This is a genomic window from Agromyces salentinus, assembly GCF_009749395.1.
Taxonomy (GTDB): Bacteria; Actinomycetota; Actinomycetes; order Actinomycetales; family Microbacteriaceae; genus Agromyces; species Agromyces salentinus.
On the sequence record NZ_WBIR01000032.1, the window covers coordinates 1 to 18,570 of the forward strand.

Sequence of the window (18,570 nt, forward strand, 5' to 3'; positions counted from 1 at the left end):
GCGCGCGAGCGGGCGGGCGGGCGCGCGAGCGGCGGGCACGCGCGAGCGGGCGAGCGTGCGCCGCGCGAGCGGGCGAGCGGGCGAGGGGGTAGGCACTGCTCAGGCGAGCTGCACCAGTTCGCCGACGTCGTCGCCGGGCAGCACGTCCGCGGTCGCGAGCACCGTCAGCGCATCCAGCGCCACGCCGCCGCCGTACGAGCTGAGGAAGGCCGTGTCGGCCGCATCCCGCCCGGTCGAGATGCGCAGCAGCGTCGATCGCGGCGCGAGCGCCGTCGCATCCACGACATGCCACGCCCCCTCGACGAACGCCTCGGCCACGGCGTGGAAGTCCATCGGGTCCAGGCCCGGCGCGTACACCGCCGCGAGCCGGGCCGGCACGTCGAGGGCCCGCAGCAACGCGATGACGAGGTGCGCGTAGTCGCGGCACACGCCCTGCCGGGCGAGCAGGGTCTGCACGGCGCCATCGGTCGGTCCGCTCGAGCCGGGCACGTACGACAGGCGCGTGCCGACCCACGACGAGACCGCGTCGAGCAGGGCGTGCCCCTCGAGCCCGCCGAACTCGGCGAGCGCGGTCGGCCCCAGCGTGTCGGACTCGCAGTAGCGGCTCGGGCGCAGGTACACCACGAGGTCGAGGTCACGCACGGATGCCACGGCGAGCGCACCCTCGACGCGGGCCGAGTACGTCAGGGTCACCGGGCCCGCGCCCGCGTCGACGAGGTGCAGGCGGCTGCCCGCGGCATCCGTGAGCTCGGTGGGCCTGATCGCTGCGCCGTCCGCGACGACCTCGAGGCGCTCGAAGGCGGGCCGTCCGGCGACCGCGACCATGAACACGAGTCGTGCGGGCTCGGCGACGGTCAGGCGGATCTCGGCGGAGACGGTTCGCTGCATGGTGGTGCCCCTCGTTCATCGTCGTCGCATGAATCGCGTCAAGACGTGCCGGGTGGCACTCGACCATTCTGACGGCCGTCGGTCCCGAGAGGAAGGGGACGAACCGGATCGGACGACGACGTCGAGATCGCCACCGACGCCGCACGGGCTCCGGCAACGCCACCGCCGTCAGTGCGTGCCGGAGACCCCCGTCGGCGGCGACGGCCACCACGGCCCGGCCCCGTCGAGCACGTCGACGTCGCCCCGGTCGCCGAGGAGCTCCCAGCGGAGCAGCGACATCGGCACGTTGCCGTTGCGCCAGACCGCGTCGTGCACGTCGCGCAGCGAGAACTCGGCGCCGTCGAGCCTGGCCTCGACCGCGGCGTCGGCGACGAGCCGCATGACCTCGTGCTTGCCGACGAGGTACGCCATGGCGAGCCCGGGGGTCGCGACGTAGTAGGCCGTCTCCTCGGTGGCGGTCTCGACGTCCATCGGCACCATGCGCACGAAGAAGTCGACCGCCTCGGACAGCGTGAAGGCGCCCGTGGCGAGGTTCACGTCGACCACGACCCGCAGCGCCCGGAGTCGCATGAAGTTGTGCACGATCGCCTGCGAGTGCGGGGCGCCGGCGAACAGCCCGGCGGTCAGCATGAGCTCCTCGTTGTAGTGCGCGATGCCCTCGTTGGCCACCGAGTCCACGAAGTGCCGTCGCAGCGGGTTCGGCTGCGCCCACGACAGGGCGAGCTGCTGGGCGTGCGCCCCCTCGTGGATGATGCCCAGGCGCGGGTCGCGGGCGTTCGCGGCGTCGAAGTACGGCAGGTCGGGGCGGGGCTCCGGCACGTACGAGGTCGCGGTCTCGCCGACGCGGCGGATGCTGGTGAGGTCGTCGTTCACGCCGAGGAAGGCGACCGGCTCGAGGTACGCCGGGATCGGCGCGAACAGGTATCGCCGAAGCCAGTCGGGCTGGCTCATCAGGCCGGAAGCCTCGGTGAAGGCCCGCACGGCGGTCTCGGCCGCGGCCTGGTCGGCCGATTCCGAGGCGGCCGAGGTCGCGAGCGGCGCCTCGGGCAGGTCGCGGTGGCGGGCGCGGGTCGCGGCCTCGGCGACGACGCTGCGACGGGAGTCCTGCATGGCGGCGCGCACGAGCTCCTCGGGGTCGTGCACGACGAGCGCGACATGCCGCAGGTACCACGTGAAGGCCGCGCGCCCCACGATGACGTCGGGCCCGAGACGGTCGGCGGATGCCGCGAGCCATCCCCGGTACCGCTCGAGGGCCTCGCTCGCCGCGGGCTGCGCCTCCGCGAGGGAACGGGCGGTCACCCGATGGAGGAGCGGGACGAGCGCCTCGACCGACGACGCGAGGCGAGCGCCGATGTCGCGGAGGTCGGCAACCGCCACGCGCGCCAGGGTCGCGACGCCGGAGCGGTCGAGGTTCGCGATCGCCTGCTCGACCGCCGCGGGAATGCCCTCCAGCACCCGCACGAGGTCGGACTGGCGCCGAGCCTCGAACGGCGGCGGCGCGAGGAGCAGGTCGAACCACGGGCCGAGCACCTGCGAGGTGAGGAAGACGGCGTCACGTTCCCAGTTGCGGAGCACCTCGAGCTCCCAGTGCACGCGGGCCATCGCCGCGCCGAGCAGCCGGTGGTCGACCTGCGTCGCGACGGGCAGCTCCTCGAGGCCGGGGCCGCCGATCGCCGCCCAGCGCTCGGCGAACCCCGCGAGCGCGATCCCGAACTCGTCGACGGCGGCCCGATCGAACCGAGGCAGCCACCCCGCCGGCCGCTCGACGCGCGGGATGTCGTCGGACGTGCGGAACGAGGTGGCGTCGCGCCACTCCCAGAACTGCGTGCCGAGGCGTTCGAGGTCGGTTTCGAGCGACGTCATGGTCTCCACGCTAGACCCGACGACCGACACGGTCCGGGCCGAAAGCGGCATCCCGCGAGCGGCATCCGGTGGCCGCCCGCGTGGCCGGTTGCGCCGCCGGGGGCATCGGCGTTGACTTGGGCCATGCGCGTCGTCATCGCCGGAGGTCACGGCAAGATCGCCCTCATCCTCGAACGGCTGCTGGCCGACGCCGGGCACGAGCCCGTCGCGCTCATCCGCAACCCCGACCACGCGGCCGACGTCGCCGCGGCCGGCGCCGAGCCGGTCGTGCTCGACCTCGAGGCGGCATCCGTCGACGAGGTCGTCGCCGTGCTCGAGGGCGCCGACGCGGCCGTCTTCGCGGCCGGAGCGGGCCCCGGCAGCGGCGCCGAGCGCAAGCTCACCGTCGACCGCGACGGCGCGATCCTGCTCGCCGAGGCCGCCGAACGGGCGGGCGCCTCGCGCTTCGTGGTCGTCTCGGCCATGCGCGCCGAGTCGTACGACGAGGTGTCCGACGAGGTCTTCAGCGTCTACCTCCGGGCCAAGAGCGAGGCGGATGCCGCGGTGCGGGCCACCGGGCTCGACTGGACCATCGTGCGGCCGGGTTCGCTGACCGACGAGCCGGCCTCCGGCCTCGTCGCCGCCGGCCCGACCCTGCCCACGGGGTCGATCAGCCGGGCGGACGTCGCGGCGACGGTCGCCGAGGCGCTGACGTCTGGCACCGCATCGCGAACGCAGTTCGACCTCACCGCCGGCGAGCATCCCATCGCCGCGGCCCTCGCGTCGCTCGACTGAGCCGATGGCCGTCCTCGACACGTTGCGGGCGTCCAAGCGCCTGCCCGTGCTGCAGGTCGCCAAGACGTCGGTCGCCACGATCGCGGCCTGGCTCATCGCCGGCGCCCTGATCCCCGGCCAGCTCCCCGTGTTCGCCGCCATCGCGGCGCTGCTCGTCGTGCAGCCGAGCGTGAACCAGTCGCTCGGCAAGGGCATCGAGCGCTCGATCGGCGTCATGCTCGGTGTCATCGTCGCGTCGGCGCTGTCGCTGGCGTTCGGCTCGACGTCGTGGATCGTGCTCGTCGCCGTGCTCGTGGCGATGTTCATCGCGTGGGCCCTGAAGATGACGCCGGCGACCGGCAATCAGGTCGCGATCTCGGCGATGCTCACGCTCGCGCTCGGCGCGGCGACCCCGAACTACGCCCTCGACCGGGTGCTCGAGACGCTCATCGGCGCCGCGATCGGCATCATCGTGAACGCGGCGATCGTGCCGCCGGTGGCGATCGCCCCGGCGCGGAGCGAGGTCGCGCTGCTCGGCGGCGAGCTCGCGGCATCCGCCGATCGCCTGGCCGGCGCCCTCGAGACGACGCAGACGCGCGCCGACATCGAGGCGCTCATGATCGAGGCACGGCTGCTGCGGCCCATGCGCGAGGCCGCCGACGCCGCGATCGAGGCCGGCACCGAGTCGCTCACGCTGAACCCTCGCCGCTCGGCGCATCGCGAGGAGCTGGCGCAGTTGCGCGCGCTGCTCGAGCAGCTCGGGCCGATCGTGACGCAGCTCATCGGCATGACGAGGGCCTTCGCCGACCACTACGACGCGTCGCTGCACGACGAGCCGACCGTGCGCGCGATCGCCGAGCAGCTGCATCGCGTCGCCCACGACATCCGCCTCGCGGCGCGCGTGGCGGAGCCCGAACCGGAGCCGATGACGTCGATGGTGCCCGCGCTCACCTCGGCCCTCGTCGTGCGCCCGCCGACCTCGTCGCACTGGATCCTCATCGGCTCGCTGCTGGAGGACCTGCGTCGCATCCGTGAAGAGCTGGGAGCGGAGTCCTGATGACCGACGTGCGTGACGAGCCCGGCCTCGACCGGGTCCGCGGATTCGACTTCTTCACCGCGGGCGAGCTGCCGGCGCCGAACCTGCCGGCCGCCGAGGTCGCGGCCATCCTCGCCGACGAGTGGAGGCTCGCGGTCGAGCTCCGCCCGCTCGGCAGCCAGCAGGACCAGAACTTCCTCGCGCTCGGCGTCGAGGGCGAGCAGGCCGGGGCGCCGGTCGGCGTCGTCAAGGTGACGAACCCGGCCTTCACCGCGACCGAACTCGCCGCCCAGGACGCCGCGGCCCTGCGCATCGCCGAGCACGCGCCCGACCTCCGCGTCGCGACCACCACGACGGATGCCGCGGGCCGGCCCCGCTCGGTCATCGCCGACACGAGCGACGGGCTGCGCAGCATCCGCGTCATCTCATTCCTCGACGGCGGAACGCTGAACGGCGGCGCGTACCTCGCGCCGGGCACCGTCGCCCGCCTCGGCGAGCTCGCCGCGCAGGTGGGCCTCGCCCTCGCCGACTTCGAGCACGACGGGCTCGATCGGGTGCTGCAGTGGGATCCGCGCTTCGCCGATCGCGTGGTCGACCTGCTCGCGCCGCATCATCCCGATGCCGGCCGCCGCCGCAGGGTGACGGATGCCGCGACCGCCGCATGGGCGCGGCTCGCCGCCCTCGCCGACGAGCTGCCGCAGCAGGCCGTGCACCTGGACCTCACCGATGACAACGTGGTGCGCTCGCCCGGTGGCCTGCCCGACGGGCTCATCGACTTCGGCGACGTCACCCGGTCCTGGGCGGTCTCCGAGCTGGCGATCACGATCTCGTCGGTGCTGCACCACGCGGGCGCACGGCCGGTGTCGGTGCTGCCCGCGGTCCGGGCCTTCCACGCGCTTCGACCGCTCGCCCCCGCCGAGATCGCCGCCGTCTGGCCCCTCGTCGTCGTGCGGGGCGCCGTGCTCGTCGTCAGCGGCGAGCACCAGGTGCAGCTCGACGCGGGCGAGAACGCCTACGCCGCCGAGGGCATCGAGCGGGAGTGGCGCATCTTCGAGCAGGCCACGTCGGTGCCGATCGACGTCATGACCACCGTGATCGCGGACGCCCTCGGCGTCGACGCCGCCGCGCTCCCCGGCGCGTCTCCGCGCCCGGCCGACCTCGTGCAGCTCGACCGCCTCGTGCACGGCCTCGAGCCCGGGAGGGTCGCGATGCTCGACCTCTCGATCATGTCGCCGGCCGTCGACGCCGGTGCGTGGCTCGAGGGCGAACTGCTCGAGTCCCGGCTCGCGCAGGCGGCGCTCGCGAGCGGCGCCGACGCGGCCGTGCTCCCAGCGGGAATCCCCCGGCTGACGCTCAGCCGGGCTCGCGAGCAGGTCGCCCCGGCGACCGTCCCGACCGGGCTCGACGTCTGGTTCCGCACCGCCACCGCGCTCGTGAGCCCGGGCCGGGGCGTCGTGACGACCTCGGGCACCGGCCTCGTCGCCGTGGCACTCGACGGCGGGCTGCGCCTCGACCTCGATGCGACCCGCGCCGACGCGCCGCACCGCGCGATCGCGAACGCCCCGTCCTCCGGGACGAAGCTCGCCGCCGGCACGCCGCTCGGCACGCTCGCGCCGGGGGCCCGCCTGCGGGTGCGCCTGCAGCACGCGGACGCGCCTCCCGTGCCCCATGCCGTGCAGCCCGAGACGGCGACCGGGTGGCTCGCCCTCACGGCCGACCCGGCGCCGCTGCTCGGGCTGGCCGCGGCCGGGCCGGACGCGGCATCCGCCCGCGACGCCTCCGATGCGGCCGAGCTGCTCGAACGCCGCGAGGCGAGCCTCGCCGAGGTGCAGGAGCACTACTACGCCGCCCCGCCGCGCATCGAGCGGGGCTGGCGCGAGCACCTGCTCGACGTCGACGGCCGCGCCTACGTCGACATGGTGAACAACGTCACCCCGCTCGGGCACGGGCACGTCGGGGTCGCCAGCGCCGTGAACGCGCAGCTGCGGCGCCTCAATACGAACTCCCGCTTCCACTACGGCGCGGTCGTCGAGTACGCCGAGCGCCTCGCCGCCCTCGCCCCCGACGGGCTCGACACCGTGTTCCTCGTGAACTCGGGCTCCGAGGCGACCGACCTCGCCATCCGCATCGCGCTCGCGGCGACCGGGCGACGCGACGTCGTCGCGATCCTCGAGGCGTACCACGGCTGGACCTACGCCTCGGATGCCGTGAGCACCTCGATCGCCGACAACCCCGACGCGCTCACGACCCGGCCCGACTGGGTGCACGGCGTCGACGCCCCGAACCCGTTCCGCGGCGTGCACCGGGGGGCGGATGCCGCGCGCTACGCGCCGGAGGCCGCGGCCCGCATCATGGCGCTCGCCGCCCAGGGCCGCCCGCCGGCGGCGTTCATCGCGGAGACGTTCTTCGGCAACGCCGGCGGCATCCCGCTGCCCGACGGCTACCTCGCGGGCGTCTACACGGCCGTGCGGGCGACCGGCGGCCTCGCGATCGCGGACGAGGTGCAGGCCGGGTTCGGACGTCTCGGCCACTGGTTCTGGGGGTTCGAGCAGCAGCACGTGGTGCCCGACATCATCGCCGTCGCCAAGGCCGCGGGCAACGGGTATCCGCTCGGGGCGGTCATCACGACCCGGGAGATCGCGGCGGCGTTCCGGAGCCAGGGCTACTTCTTCTCCTCGACCGGCGGCAGCCCGGCGTCGAGCGCCGCCGGGCTGGCCGTCCTCGACGCCTTCCGCGACGAACGGCTCCAGGAGAACGCGCTCCGCGTCGGCACCCGGCTGAAGTCCCGGCTCGAGGAGCTCGCGACGCGGCATCCGCTCATCGGGGCCGTGCACGGCCTCGGCCTCTACCTCGGCGTCGAGTTCGTCCGCGATCGCGGCAACCTCGAGCCCGCGACGGCCGAGACCGCGGCGATCTGCGACCGGCTCCTCGAGCTCGGCGTGATCATGCAGCCGACGGGCGACCACCTGAACGTGCTGAAGACGAAACCGCCGCTCTGCCTCGACGACGAGTCGGCCGACTTCTTCGTGGCGATGCTGGATCGGGTGCTCACCGAGGGATGGTGACGGCACTCCTCCCGGGCGCCCGCGCGAGGGCCGGTCCCGGGCCCCGTGTCAACCCCCACCGCGTCAACCGATCGTTCGATGCGAGCGGCATCCGACCTGCCTAGGCTGGCCACATCCGACCGGGATCCGAACGACGACGGCAGGAGCGACCATGACCAGGATCGACCGCACGCAGCGCGATCACGTGACGACCGGAGGCACGACCGCGCCATCCGGCTACGACCTCCTCCGGCAGGTCGCGGTGGCCGTGAGCGCGGTGCTCGCGGTGATCGGCGCGTTCATCGGCTCCGGCGCCGCCGGCGGCCAGCGGGTGCAGAACGCCTCGAACGGGGCGCTCTCGGCCGACGCGACCCTCGTCGCCCCCGGCGGCGGCGCCTTCAGCATCTGGTCGCTCATCTACCTCGGGCTGCTGGTCTACGCGGTCTGGCAGTTCCTGCCGGCCCAGCGCAGCGCCGAGCGCCACCGTCGCATCGGCTGGTGGGTGGCCGCCTCGATGCTCCTGAACGCCGCGTGGATCCTCAGCGTGCAGTTCGACCAGCTGTGGCTCAGCGTGCCCGTGATCGTGGTGCTGCTCGTGGTCCTCGTCATCGCGTTCCGCCGCAGCCTGATCCTGCCGCCGCGCAATGTCGTCGACGCGGTCGTGACCGACGGCACGATCGGCCTGTACCTCGGCTGGGTGTGCGTCGCGACGGTCGCGAACGTCGCCGCCGTGCTCGTCGCAGCGGGCTTCGGCGGCTGGGGACTGCCGGCCGAGACGTGGGCCGTGACGATGGTCGCCGTCGCCGGGCTCGTGGGCATCGCGCTCGCGGTCTGGGACCGGGGCCGCATCGCCCCCACGCTCTCGCTCGGCTGGGGCCTCGCCTGGATCGCGGTCGCCCGCCTCACCGACGAGCCGTCCTCGACGGTCACGGGCGTGGCCGCGATCATCGCCGTGTTCGCGGTGGTGCTCGTGACGGTCGCCATGCGCGTCGTCGCGATCCGCCGCCCCGAGCGCCCGGAGCCGCGCGGCCGGGGTTAGGCTGCGTGAATGCCCGCACGCACCTTCCGCCGCGGTGATCGCGTCATCCTGATCCACGAACGCGCCCGCGTCGGCGCGAGCCCTGCGGATATCGCGGCCGCGGATGTCGCGGGCGCGGTGGCCGGGGCTCCCGTCTTCGTGCTCGTGCACGGCCTGGGCATGGGGCACGCGTACTGGGGCGACCTGGCCGAACGGCTCGCGGAGACCGGCCGCGTGCTCGCCCTCGACCTTCCCGGCTTCGGCGACTCGCCGAAGCCGCGGACCCCGCCGTCGATCCCCGAGACCGGCGAGCTTCTGGCCGGCCTGCTCGCCGAACTCCTCCGCGACGAGGGCGTGCGCCATCCCGTGCTGGTCGGCCACTCGAGCGGCGCGCAGGTCGTCGCCGAGGCGGCGGCGCGACATCCGGAACTCGTCGACCGCATCGTGCTCGTCGGACCCTCGGTGAACCCCCGCGAGCGCACCGCGATGAAGCAGGTCGGCCGCTTCGTCGAGGACGTCGCCGTGATCGACCCGATCGCCTTCGAGGTCGGCGCCCGCGCGTACCTCGAGAGCGGCCTGCGCTGGACCGCCGCGAACCTTCGCCCGATGCTCCGGCACCGCATGGAGGCCGTGCTGCCGCAGGTCCGCGCCGACACGCTCGTCATCCGCGGCGAGGAGGATCGGGTCGTGCCGCGCTCGTGGGGCCAGTCGGTCGCCGCGCTCGTGCCCGGCGCGAGGTACGCCGAGATCCCGGGACGCGGCCATGAGGCGACGGTGCACCGCGACGGGGCCCTGCACGAGCTCATCCTCGCCCATGCACTCGGCCGCAGGCCCGGTCGCACGCTCGCCGTGCACGAGCGCCGCGCCGCCCTGTCGCGCGCGCTCGGGGGCAGCACCACGACCCGCGTGGGCTGGATCCTGCGCGACTACGGGTACGGCATCCGACGACGCCTCGACCAGCTCTCCGCGAAGCGCCCGCCGGCCAGGTGGCGCCACGGCGACCCCCGGCTGCCCGACGTGGTCCTCGCTCCGGGCCTGCACGAGCACTGGAGCTTCCTCGCGCCGCTGGCCGACGCGCTGAACGCGGCCGGCCACCGCATCGTCATCATCCACGGGCTGGGCATGAACCGGCGAGCCGTGTCCGACACGTCCAGGCGCCTCCAGGTCGCGCTCGGCCGGGTGCCGGCGCCGCCGAGCGGCCGGGTCATCGTGGCGCACAGCAAGGGCGGCCTGATCGCGAAGCACCTGCTGACCGACCTCGAACGCGGGACCGGGCCGCTCGGCGCCGGGGCACGTGCCCGTCTCGACGTGCGCGGGGCCGTCACCCTCGCGACCCCGTACGCGGGCTCCGCGCGGGCCAAGTGGTTCCTCGACCCCGGCATGCGCGCGTTCCTGCCCACGGATGCCGAGATCGTCGAGCTGCAGCGCTTCGCCGAGGTGAACGCCCGCATCGTCTCGATCTTCGGCACCCTCGACGCGCACGTGCCGGAGGGCAGCGCGCTGCCAGGCGCGACCAACATCATCGTCCCGGCGGCCGGGCACTTCCGACTCACGGCCTCGCCGGCGGCGCACCGGGCGGCGATCGACGCCGTCGCACGCGTCATCGCCCTCGATTCGGCCGCCCGGGGCACCGGCACCGGCTCACCCCGAGCCGGTGCGGCGAGACCCGTATCCGACGCGCCCGGACGGACCCGGCCGACGGAGGACGTCCCGCTCGATCCCTAGACTGAGCGCGTGCTTCCCGCCGTGATCCTGCTCGCCGCCGTCCCGGCGATCATCATCTTCGCGCTCGGCGTCGCGGCGCGCGTGGCGTCGCGGCAACCCGTGACCTCGCCCGTGGTGCAGGTCACGCCGGGCCGCGGATCCTCGGTGCTGCGCGACGCGCTCCTGATCGAGGCCGACCGCCGGGCCCCGACCGCCGTCCTCATCGACCTCGCCGTCACCCGCAAGATCCGCATCCTCGCGGGTGACGCCAGGCGTGATCCGATCGGCGTCGAGCTGCAACCCGGGGCGGCGCTCACGGCCGACGAGTTCGCGGTGCTCGAGGCGCTCTTCGGGCCCGAGCACACCGGCGGCCGCGTGCGCCGGTTCACCTCCGACCGCCGGGCGCTCTCGGCACGCCTGAAGGCGGTCGTGCGCAACGGGTCGTACGCGCTCGCCCGCGAGGGGCTCATCGCGAAGCAGCGCGTCGCCTGGCCGGGCACGACGCTCACCGTGCTCGCGTACCTCGGCATGCTCGTCGAAGGGCTGTTCATCGTCGTGGCCCTGGTCGCGTCCGACTGGCCCGCACTCATCACCACGGTCACGGCCCTCGCGGTCACGATCTCCACGATCATCGTGACGCCCGCCTCGTGGCGCCGGTTCCTCCCGCCGGCGCGCCCCCGCCGGGAGCACCTCGACGGCCTGCGCCAGTACCTCCAGCTCGCCGAGGCCGATCGCCTCCGCACCCTCCAATCGCCCGGCGGCGCCGAGCTCATCCCCCACACGGCGGATGCCGCGGGCCGATCGGGCCAGGCGAGGCCGACCGATGCCGCGGTGCCGGCGTCCGACGGCGTCGCCCGGTTCCACCTGCACGAGCGACTGCTGCCGTATGCGGTGCTCTTCGGCATCGAGCGGGAGTGGATCGCGCGGTTGAAGCTCGACGTGGAGGCCCTCGAGCGAACCAACGCCGACACCCTCGCCGACCTGGCCGACGGCACCGCCGAGCTCGCGATGATCACCGCCCAGATGGCCGACCTCGTGGTGCTGGTCGAGCACGTCGGCGACCTCACCGCCTCCGTCGGCGACCTCGTCGACACGTCGGGAAGCATCGTCGACCTGGCCGATGGCGTCAGCGGCGTGCTCGGGATCTTCGAATGAGCGACGACGCCGAGGTCCGCATCCCACTCACCGGCCCGGCCGGCGAACCCGTCGGCGGCGTCGACGCGATCTCGGCGCTGTACGGCCGGCCGTCAGGGCCCTGGGCCACGCTCGTCATCGCCCACGGTGCCGGCACCGGCAAGGAGCATCCGTTCCTCGAGGGGTTCGCCGCCGCCATGCAGGCGCAGGGGGTCGCGACGCTCCGTTTCGACTTCCCGTACCGTGAGGCCGGCCGCACCTTCCCGGATCGGCCGCCCGTCGCCATCACGGCCTGGCGCGCGGCCCTCGCGGAGGCCGCACGGCTGGCGGCAGCGGCGGGCGCTCCAGCCACCGCCGGCGGGACGAGCCGCCCCGAACCGATCTGGGCGTCGGGCAAGTCGTTCGGCGGACGCATGGCGTCGATGGCCGTCGCCGAGGGCATGCCCGCAGCCGGACTCGCGTTCCTCGGCTACCCGCTGCACCCGCCGGGTCGGCCGGAGAAGGTCCGCGACGAGCACCTGCCCGCCGTGGAGGTGCCCATGCTCTTCATGCAGGGCCGTACCGATCCCTTCGCGAACCCGAACGACCAGCTCGACGACCTCGTCGCGCGCCTCGCCTCGGGCTCTGCCGCCTCCGTCGCCCTCGAATGGGTCGACGATGCGAACCACTCCTTCGAGGTGAAGGGGCGGAAGCGCCCCGCCGACGAGATCGGCGCCTCGCTCGCGGCATCCGTCGTCGCGTTCATGCACGCGAATCCGGCCTGAGCGGGTCGCGACCCGAGCGGCCGCCACGCAGACTCCCGCCGCCCGTCGCCCGCTGCCCGCCGTCTGCCGCCCGCGGCCAGCGGCCGCCCGCCCGCGGCGAGCGTCCTCAGGCCGCGCCGACGTAGGCCGCGAGATGCGTTCCGGTCAGCGTGGCGGCGTCGGTCGACGCCGCGGCGACGAGATCCGACGGGGTGCCCTCGAACACGACGCGCCCGCCGTCGCGGCCTGCGCCGGGGCCGAGGTCGATGATCCAGTCGGCATGCGCCATGACGGCCTGGTGGTGCTCGATGACGATGACCGAGTTGCCGTCGTCGACGAGCCGGTCGAGCAGCGCGAGGAGCCGGTCGACGTCGGCGAGGTGCAGCCCGGTGGTCGGCTCGTCGAGCACGTAGATCGTGCCCGTCTTCGCCATGCTGATCGCGAGCTTCAGGCGCTGGCGCTCACCGCCCGAGAGCGTGTTCAGCGCCTGTCCGAGCCCGAGGTAGCCGAGGCCGACATCGGAGAGGCGCTGCAGGATGACCCGCGCACTCTTCTCGGTCAGGTACTCGAGCGCGGAGTCGACCGAGAGCGCGAGCACCTCGGCGATGTTGAGGCCGTTGAGGCGGTACTCGAGCACCTCGGCGGTGAACCGCTTGCCGCCGCACTCCTCGCACACGCTCGAGACCGTCGACATCGGGCCGAGCTCGACGAAGACGAGGCCGATGCCCTTGCAGTTGGGGCAGGCGCCGGCCGAGTTCGCGCTGAAGAGTGCGGGCTTCACGCCGTTCTCCTTCGCGAAGGCCTTGCGGATGGTGTCGAGGAGGCCGGTGTAGGTCGCCGGGTTCGAGCGGATGGACCCGCGGATCGGGGACTGGTCGACGACGACGACCTCGTCGTGCCTCGGGACGTTGCCATGGATGAGCGAGGACTTGCCCGATCCGGCGACGCCGGTGACGACCGTGAGCACCCCGAGCGGGATGTCCACGTCGACCCCCGTGAGGTTGTGCTGCGTGGCCCCCCGGATCTCGAGGGCGCCGGAGGCCTGCCGCACCGACTCGCGCAGCGTGGCGCGGTGGTCGAGGTGGCGCCCGGTGAGCGTGCCGGAGGCGCGGAGGCCCGCGAGGTCGCCCTCGAAGCAGATCTGCCCGCCGCGCGAGCCCGCGCCCGGTCCGAGGTCGACGATGTGGTCGGCGATCTCGATGACCTCCGGCTTGTGCTCGACGACGAGCACGGTGTTGCCCTTGTCGCGCAGCTGCAGCAGGAGCCGGTTCATGCGCTGGATGTCGTGCGGGTGCAGGCCGACCGTGGGCTCGTCGAACACGTACGTGACGTCGGTGAGGGAGGAGCCGATGTGGCGGATCATCTTCACGCGCTGCGCCTCACCGCCCGAGAGCGTGCCCGCGGGCCGGTCGAGGCTGAGGTACCCGAGCCCGATCTCGACGAACGAGTCGAGGTTCTGCCGCAGGTTCGCGATGAGCGGGGCCACGCCGGGGTCGTCGATCTCGGCCACCCACGCCGCGAGGTCGGAGATCTGCATCGACGAGACCTCGGCGATGTTCAGGCCCTTGACCCTCGAGGAGAGCGCCTCCTGGTTGAGGCGGGCGCCGCCGCACTCGGGGCACGCGGTGAACGTGACGGCGCGGTCGACGAAGGCGCGGATGTGGGGCTGCATCGCGTCGCGGTCCTTCGAGAGCAGGCTCTTCTGCAGCTTCACCACGAGACCCTCGTAGGTCATGTTGATGCCCTGCACCTTGACCTTCGTGGCCTCCTTGTACAGGAAGTCCTGGCGCTCCGCCTCGGTGTAGTCGCGGATCTTCTTGTCGGGGTCGACCAACCCCGACTCGGTGTAGATGCGCACCATCCAGCCGTCGGCCGTGTAGCCCGGGATGGTGATCGCGCCCTCGGCCAGCGACTTGTCGCGGTCGAAGAGCTCGTCGAGGTCGACGTCGTTGACCTGCCCGGTGCCCTCGCACCTCGGGCACATGCCGGCCGGCACGTTGAAGCTGAAGTGGAAGCTCGGCCCGACGTACGGCTGCCCGAGCCGCGAGAAGAGGATGCGCAGCAATGCGTACACGTCGGTCGCGGTGCCCACGGTCGAGCGAGAGTTCGCGCCCATGCGCTCCTGGTCGACGATGATCGCCGCCGAGACGTTGCGCAGGCTGTCGACCTCGGGCCGGGGCTGGGTCGTCATGAACGACTGGATGAAGCTCGAGTACGTCTCGTTGATGAGGCGCTGCGACTCGGCGGCGATGGTGCCGAACACGAGGCTCGACTTGCCGGAGCCGGAGACGCCCGTGAAGACGGAGAGCCGGCGCTTCGGGATGTCGAGCGAGATGCCCGTGAGGTTGTTCTCGTGCGCCCCGCGCACCTCGATGACGTCATGCGCATCGGCGATGTGCCGTGCCGTGCCGTGGACTGCCGCCTGGCCCGATGCGGCCTGCTCCGTCGCGCTCATCATGCCCCTCTCGTGCGGCGTGCCCGCGACTGTCGATTCTGGCAGGCGCCGCCGACATCCGCACAGGTCGTGGGCGTACCCTGCAGCCATGCCCGAGAAGCCAGGTCGACTCGCCGGATGGCTCCTGCCCGCGCTCGCGGGCGTGGCATCCGTCATCGTGGCGGCCGGCATCGGAGAACTCGCCGCGGCGGTGCTCGCGTCGGCCTCCAGCCCCTTCGCCGTCGTCGGCTCGATGATGATCGACCTCGCCCCCGGCTGGGCGAAGGATGCCGCGATCGCCCTCTTCGGAACCGCCGACAAGGCGGCCCTGCTCGTGGACATCGCGATCGTGCTCCTCGCCGTCGCGGCGGTCGCCGGCGTGCTCGAGGCCCGTCGACCGCCGTGGGGCCAGGTGCTCATCTGGGCGATCGGCGCGGTCGGCGTCCTGGCCGCGGTGACGCGGGCGAACGCCTCGATGCTCGCGTTCGCGCCGTCCGCGCTGGCGGCCATCGCCGGCGTCGCGACACTGCGCCTGCTCGTGCAGCGCCTCCCCGATCGCGCGGGCCGAGCGGATGCCGCGAGCCGAGCGGATGCCGCGGGCACGGAGGTCGCCGCCGCGAGCCGAGCGGATGCCGCGGGCACGACGCCCTCCGGATCGACGACGCCGGCATCGACGACGCCGGCCGCGACGATGCCTGTCGCGACGACGACCACGAACGCCACGGCATCCGCGGCCCTCGACCGGCGACGCTTCCTCGCCTGGGCGGGCGGAGCGGCCGCGATCGGTGCCCTCGCGGCGATCGGCGGCTACGCGATGCAAGCGGGTTCCCGCGCGGTCACGGCGGTCCGCGAGGCGATCACCCTCCCGAAGGCGACGGCCGCGGCATCCGTGCCCCAGGGCGCCGAGCTCGGCATCGACGGACTCACGCCGGTCATCACGCCGAACGGGGAGTTCTATCGCATCGACACCGCCCTCGCGGTGCCGGCGGTCGAACCGGCCGACTGGAGCCTGCGCATCCACGGCGACGTCGAGCGCGAGGTGACGCTCACGTGGGACGAGCTGCTCGCCCTGCCGCTCGAGGAGTCCATCACGACGCTGGCCTGCGTCTCGAACGAGGTCGGCGGCGACCTCATCGGCACCGCGGTGTGGCTCGGTTACCCGATCCGGGAGCTCCTCGCCCGCGCGGTCCCCTCGGCGGACGCCGACATGGTGCTCTCGCGGAGCATCGACGGGTTCACGGCCTCCACGCCGCTCGAGGTCCTGCAGGACGACCGGAACGCGGTCCTCGCGGTGGGCATGAACGGCGAGCCGCTTCCCGCCGAGCACGGCTTCCCGGTGCGGATGGTCGTGCCCGGCCTCTACGGCTACGTGTCGGCGACGAAGTGGGTCACCGAGCTCGAGGTCACCCGGTTCGACGCGGCATCCGCCTACTGGACCGATCGCGGGTGGAGCGAACGCGGCCCGATCAAGCTCTCGTCGCGCATCGACGTGCCCCGGTCGGGGCAGCAGGTGAACGCGGGCACCGTCGTCGTCGCCGGAGTGGCCTGGCAGCAGCACGTCGGCGTCGCGGCGGTCGACGTGAAGGTCGACGACGGCCCATGGCGGCCCGCGACGCTCGCCACGCCGATCTCCGACGACACGTGGGTGCAGTGGCGATTCGAGTGGGATGCCGCGCCCGGCACGTACTCGCTGCGGGTGCGTGCCACGAGCGCCGACGGCGAGGTGCAGACCTCCGACGAGCAGGGCGTCGTGCCCGACGGGGCGACGGGTCTGGACGAGCGCACGATCACCGTCTCCTGACCGCGCGCCCCGCTGCCGCGCCGGTCAGCGCGCGGTGTAGCCGCCGTCGACGAGGTGGTAGCTGCCGGTGATGAAGCTCGCCCCGTCGCTCGCGAGGAACGCCACGAGGTGGGCGACCTCGTCGGGTTCGCCGAGGCGACCGAGCGGATGCATCCCCACGAGGAACTGCTGGGCCGCATCGTCGAGGTTCGCGTCGATGAGCGGTGTCCTGATGAAGCCGGGTCCGACCGAGTTCACGCGCACGCCCTGCTCCGCGTACTCGAGCGCGGCGTTCTTCGTGAGCCCGACGACGCCGTGCTTGGCCGTGACGTAGGCGGACGAGTTCGCGAACCCGACGCTGCCGAGGATCGACGCGACGTTCACGATGGCGCCGCCGCCGTTCGCCGCGATCGCCGGCAGCTGCCGCTTCATGCCGTGGAAGATCGAGTTGAGGTTGATGTCGATGACCTTCGCCCAGCTGTCGTCGGGATAGTCGCCGACCAGCGCTGAAGCGCCCCCGATGCCTGCATTGTTGACGGCGACGCGCAGGGGCGCCAGGCGACCGGCCGCCTCGATGGACGCGTCGATCCACGCCGCATCGGTGACATCGCCGACGGATGCCTCGGCCCGGCCCCCGGCATCCGTGATCTCCGAGACGACGGATGCCGCGCGGTCGCCGTCGAGGTCGTTCACGATCACCGCGGCACCGCTCTCGGCGAGCCGGAGGGCGACGGCGCGGCCGATGCCGCTGCCCGCTCCCGTCACGATCGCGGAACGTCCGGATACGTCGTACACAGCCATGGTCGAATCCTCTCCTCGCGGGTGGGTGGTGGTGGGTCGGGCTCGATCGCTCGCGTGGGCCGCGCTCGACCCTCGGCTGACGCTACGCCGCCTCCCGGATTCCGCCAGGGGGTTGCGGCCGGGCGCGAATCCGCCCGTCGCCGAGGCCCTATCCGTCGGGCTCGTGCCTCGGCGGCTCCTGGCCACGCTCCCCGGCCGTCGCCGACGCTCGCCCCCCGCCCGTCGCTCCTGGGCGTGCTCCCGCTCCTCGCTCCCGAGCACGCCACCGGCCCGTTTTCGCGCTCCCGGCCGCGCTCCCTCCCGCTTCCCTCTCGTCCTCCACATCCGCGGCAGGTCGACATCGTCGATGCTGATCGTCGCGCGCGCGGCCCGCTGAGTCGGGTCCGGGGGCAGGGTTTGCTTCGAGAAACGACGCCACATCGCCACATCGCCACATCGCCACATCGCCACAGGATTCTCAATCACAACACCCCGAGGAGCACCGCCGTGACCGACAGGTCGATCAGGATCGACGCCGAGACCGCGAAGCAGGTCGCCGAGCTCGCCCACCTCATGGAGACGACGAAGAAGTCCGTACTGGCCGATGCCGTGGCCGGGTATGCCGGGGCGCGGCTTCCGGCGTTGGCCCATGGTCGGACCAGGTACCGCGACCTGCCGCCGCGGGAACGGCTGATGCTGCGCCGCGACGAACTCCTCCGACTGTTCGAGGCGCAGGGGTCGACCAACGTGCGAGTCATCGACGACCTGATGCCTGATCCACTCGCGCCGGCATCCGCGCCCGATGTCGTCGGCGACCGCGACGCGCCTGCGCCCGACCCGCTCGCACCCGACCAGCTCCCGCTCTCCCCGCTCGCGCCCGACCCGCTCCCGCTCTCCCCGCTCGCGCACGACCCGCTCCCGTTCTCCCCGCTCGCGCACGGCCCGCTCGCGCTCTCCCCGCTCGCGCCCGACGCGCTCGCCCACGATGTCGCCGGCGACCCCGACGGATCCGCCACGGCCCACGCCGGCCAGGAGGACGGCCCGCTGACCTCCTGGCAGCCGATCGTGCTCCTCGCGGAGACCGACCTCATGCTCGGCGGCGAGGCCGCGCCGATGCTCGAGGAGGTCGCGCGTCGGGTGCTCGGCATTCCGGTCGAGGTGATCTCCTCGACGGCGCTCGCGCTCTTCAACCCCGAGCGGCTCGAGCGGCTCGTCGCGGCATCAACCCCGCTCTGACCAGTGCTCGGCAGACTCCGGCAAGGTGCGGAGTGCCGGCGGCTCGGCGCGGCGCGCGCGGTCGGCTCACGCGAGCCGCGAGCCGCGGGCGGCTCGGTGCATCGCGGGGCGCGCCCGGTCGGCCCGGTGCATCGCGGCGCGCCCGCTCGGCCCGGTC

13 protein-coding genes are annotated in these 18,570 nt (G+C 73.5%); 9 read left to right on the forward strand and 4 right to left on the reverse strand.

The annotated features are described in order from the left end of the window. Nucleotides 1–99: 99 nt before the first annotated feature. Nucleotides 100–888, reverse strand: coding sequence for a transglutaminase-like domain-containing protein (locus tag GQQ95_RS18985; protein WP_157429180.1), 789 nt, complete (start codon nt 886–888; stop codon nt 100–102). A 168-nt stretch (nt 889–1,056) separates the two neighbouring features. Further along, nucleotides 1,057–2,751 (reverse strand): DUF885 family protein, encoded by a 1,695-nt coding sequence (locus tag GQQ95_RS18990; protein ID WP_170297125.1) that lies wholly within the window; start codon nt 2,749–2,751, stop codon nt 1,057–1,059. Nucleotides 2,752–2,874: 123 nt separating this feature from the next. Here GQQ95_RS18990 and GQQ95_RS18995 point away from each other — a divergent pair, with 123 nt between their 5' ends. From GQQ95_RS18995 to GQQ95_RS19030, 7 genes are all read left to right on the forward strand, one after another. Next, nucleotides 2,875–3,525, forward strand: coding sequence for an NAD(P)H-binding protein (locus GQQ95_RS18995; protein ID WP_157429182.1), 651 nt, complete (start codon nt 2,875–2,877; stop codon nt 3,523–3,525). Nucleotides 3,526–3,529: 4 nt separating this feature from the next. Continuing rightward, nucleotides 3,530–4,561 carry an FUSC family protein gene (locus GQQ95_RS19000; RefSeq protein ID WP_157429183.1) on the forward strand — a complete coding sequence of 344 codons (1,032 nt, stop codon included), beginning with the start codon at nt 3,530–3,532 and terminating at the stop codon, nt 4,559–4,561. After that, complete coding sequence (locus GQQ95_RS19005; RefSeq protein ID WP_157429184.1) at nt 4,561–7,605, forward strand: aminotransferase; 3,045 nt, start codon at nt 4,561–4,563, stop codon at nt 7,603–7,605. The genes GQQ95_RS19000 and GQQ95_RS19005 overlap by 1 nt, the downstream gene beginning before the upstream one ends. A gap of 151 nt (nt 7,606–7,756) precedes the next feature. Then, entirely contained in the window at nt 7,757–8,623 is an 867-nt protein-coding gene (locus tag GQQ95_RS19010) for a tryptophan-rich sensory protein (RefSeq protein ID WP_246205828.1), read from the forward strand. A gap of 9 nt (nt 8,624–8,632) precedes the next feature. Further along, nucleotides 8,633–10,327, forward strand: a complete 1,695-nt coding sequence (locus GQQ95_RS19735) for an alpha/beta hydrolase (RefSeq protein ID WP_246205829.1) — start codon at nt 8,633–8,635, stop codon at nt 10,325–10,327. Between the two features lie 9 nt (nt 10,328–10,336). Further along, nucleotides 10,337–11,461 carry a DUF2207 domain-containing protein gene (locus GQQ95_RS19025; protein WP_157429185.1) on the forward strand — a complete coding sequence of 375 codons (1,125 nt, stop codon included), beginning with the start codon at nt 10,337–10,339 and terminating at the stop codon, nt 11,459–11,461. Continuing rightward, nucleotides 11,458–12,204 carry an alpha/beta hydrolase family protein gene (locus tag GQQ95_RS19030; RefSeq protein WP_246205831.1) on the forward strand — a complete coding sequence of 249 codons (747 nt, stop codon included), beginning with the start codon at nt 11,458–11,460 and terminating at the stop codon, nt 12,202–12,204. Before GQQ95_RS19025 ends, GQQ95_RS19030 begins: the two co-directional genes overlap by 4 nt. A gap of 106 nt (nt 12,205–12,310) precedes the next feature. On the opposite strand, the gene GQQ95_RS19035 is transcribed toward GQQ95_RS19030, so the two are convergent. Beyond that, nucleotides 12,311–14,641, reverse strand: coding sequence for an ATP-binding cassette domain-containing protein (locus GQQ95_RS19035; RefSeq protein ID WP_425482593.1), 2,331 nt, complete (start codon nt 14,639–14,641; stop codon nt 12,311–12,313). Between the two features lie 85 nt (nt 14,642–14,726). Between GQQ95_RS19035 and GQQ95_RS19040 the strand changes: the two genes are divergently transcribed. Continuing rightward, nucleotides 14,727–16,418: a molybdopterin-dependent oxidoreductase gene (locus GQQ95_RS19040; RefSeq protein WP_157429187.1), complete on the forward strand. Its 1,692-nt coding sequence runs from the start codon at nt 14,727–14,729 to the stop codon at nt 16,416–16,418. 24 nt (nt 16,419–16,442) lie between these two features. On the opposite strand, the gene GQQ95_RS19045 is transcribed toward GQQ95_RS19040, so the two are convergent. Continuing rightward, complete coding sequence (locus GQQ95_RS19045; RefSeq protein ID WP_157429188.1) at nt 16,443–17,198, reverse strand: SDR family NAD(P)-dependent oxidoreductase; 756 nt, start codon at nt 17,196–17,198, stop codon at nt 16,443–16,445. A 486-nt stretch (nt 17,199–17,684) separates the two neighbouring features. Here GQQ95_RS19045 and GQQ95_RS19050 point away from each other — a divergent pair, with 486 nt between their 5' ends. Continuing rightward, on the forward strand, nt 17,685–18,413 hold the full coding sequence (locus GQQ95_RS19050; protein WP_157429189.1) for a hypothetical protein: 729 nt from the start codon (nt 17,685–17,687) through the stop codon (nt 18,411–18,413). Nucleotides 18,414–18,570 lie beyond the last annotated feature (157 nt).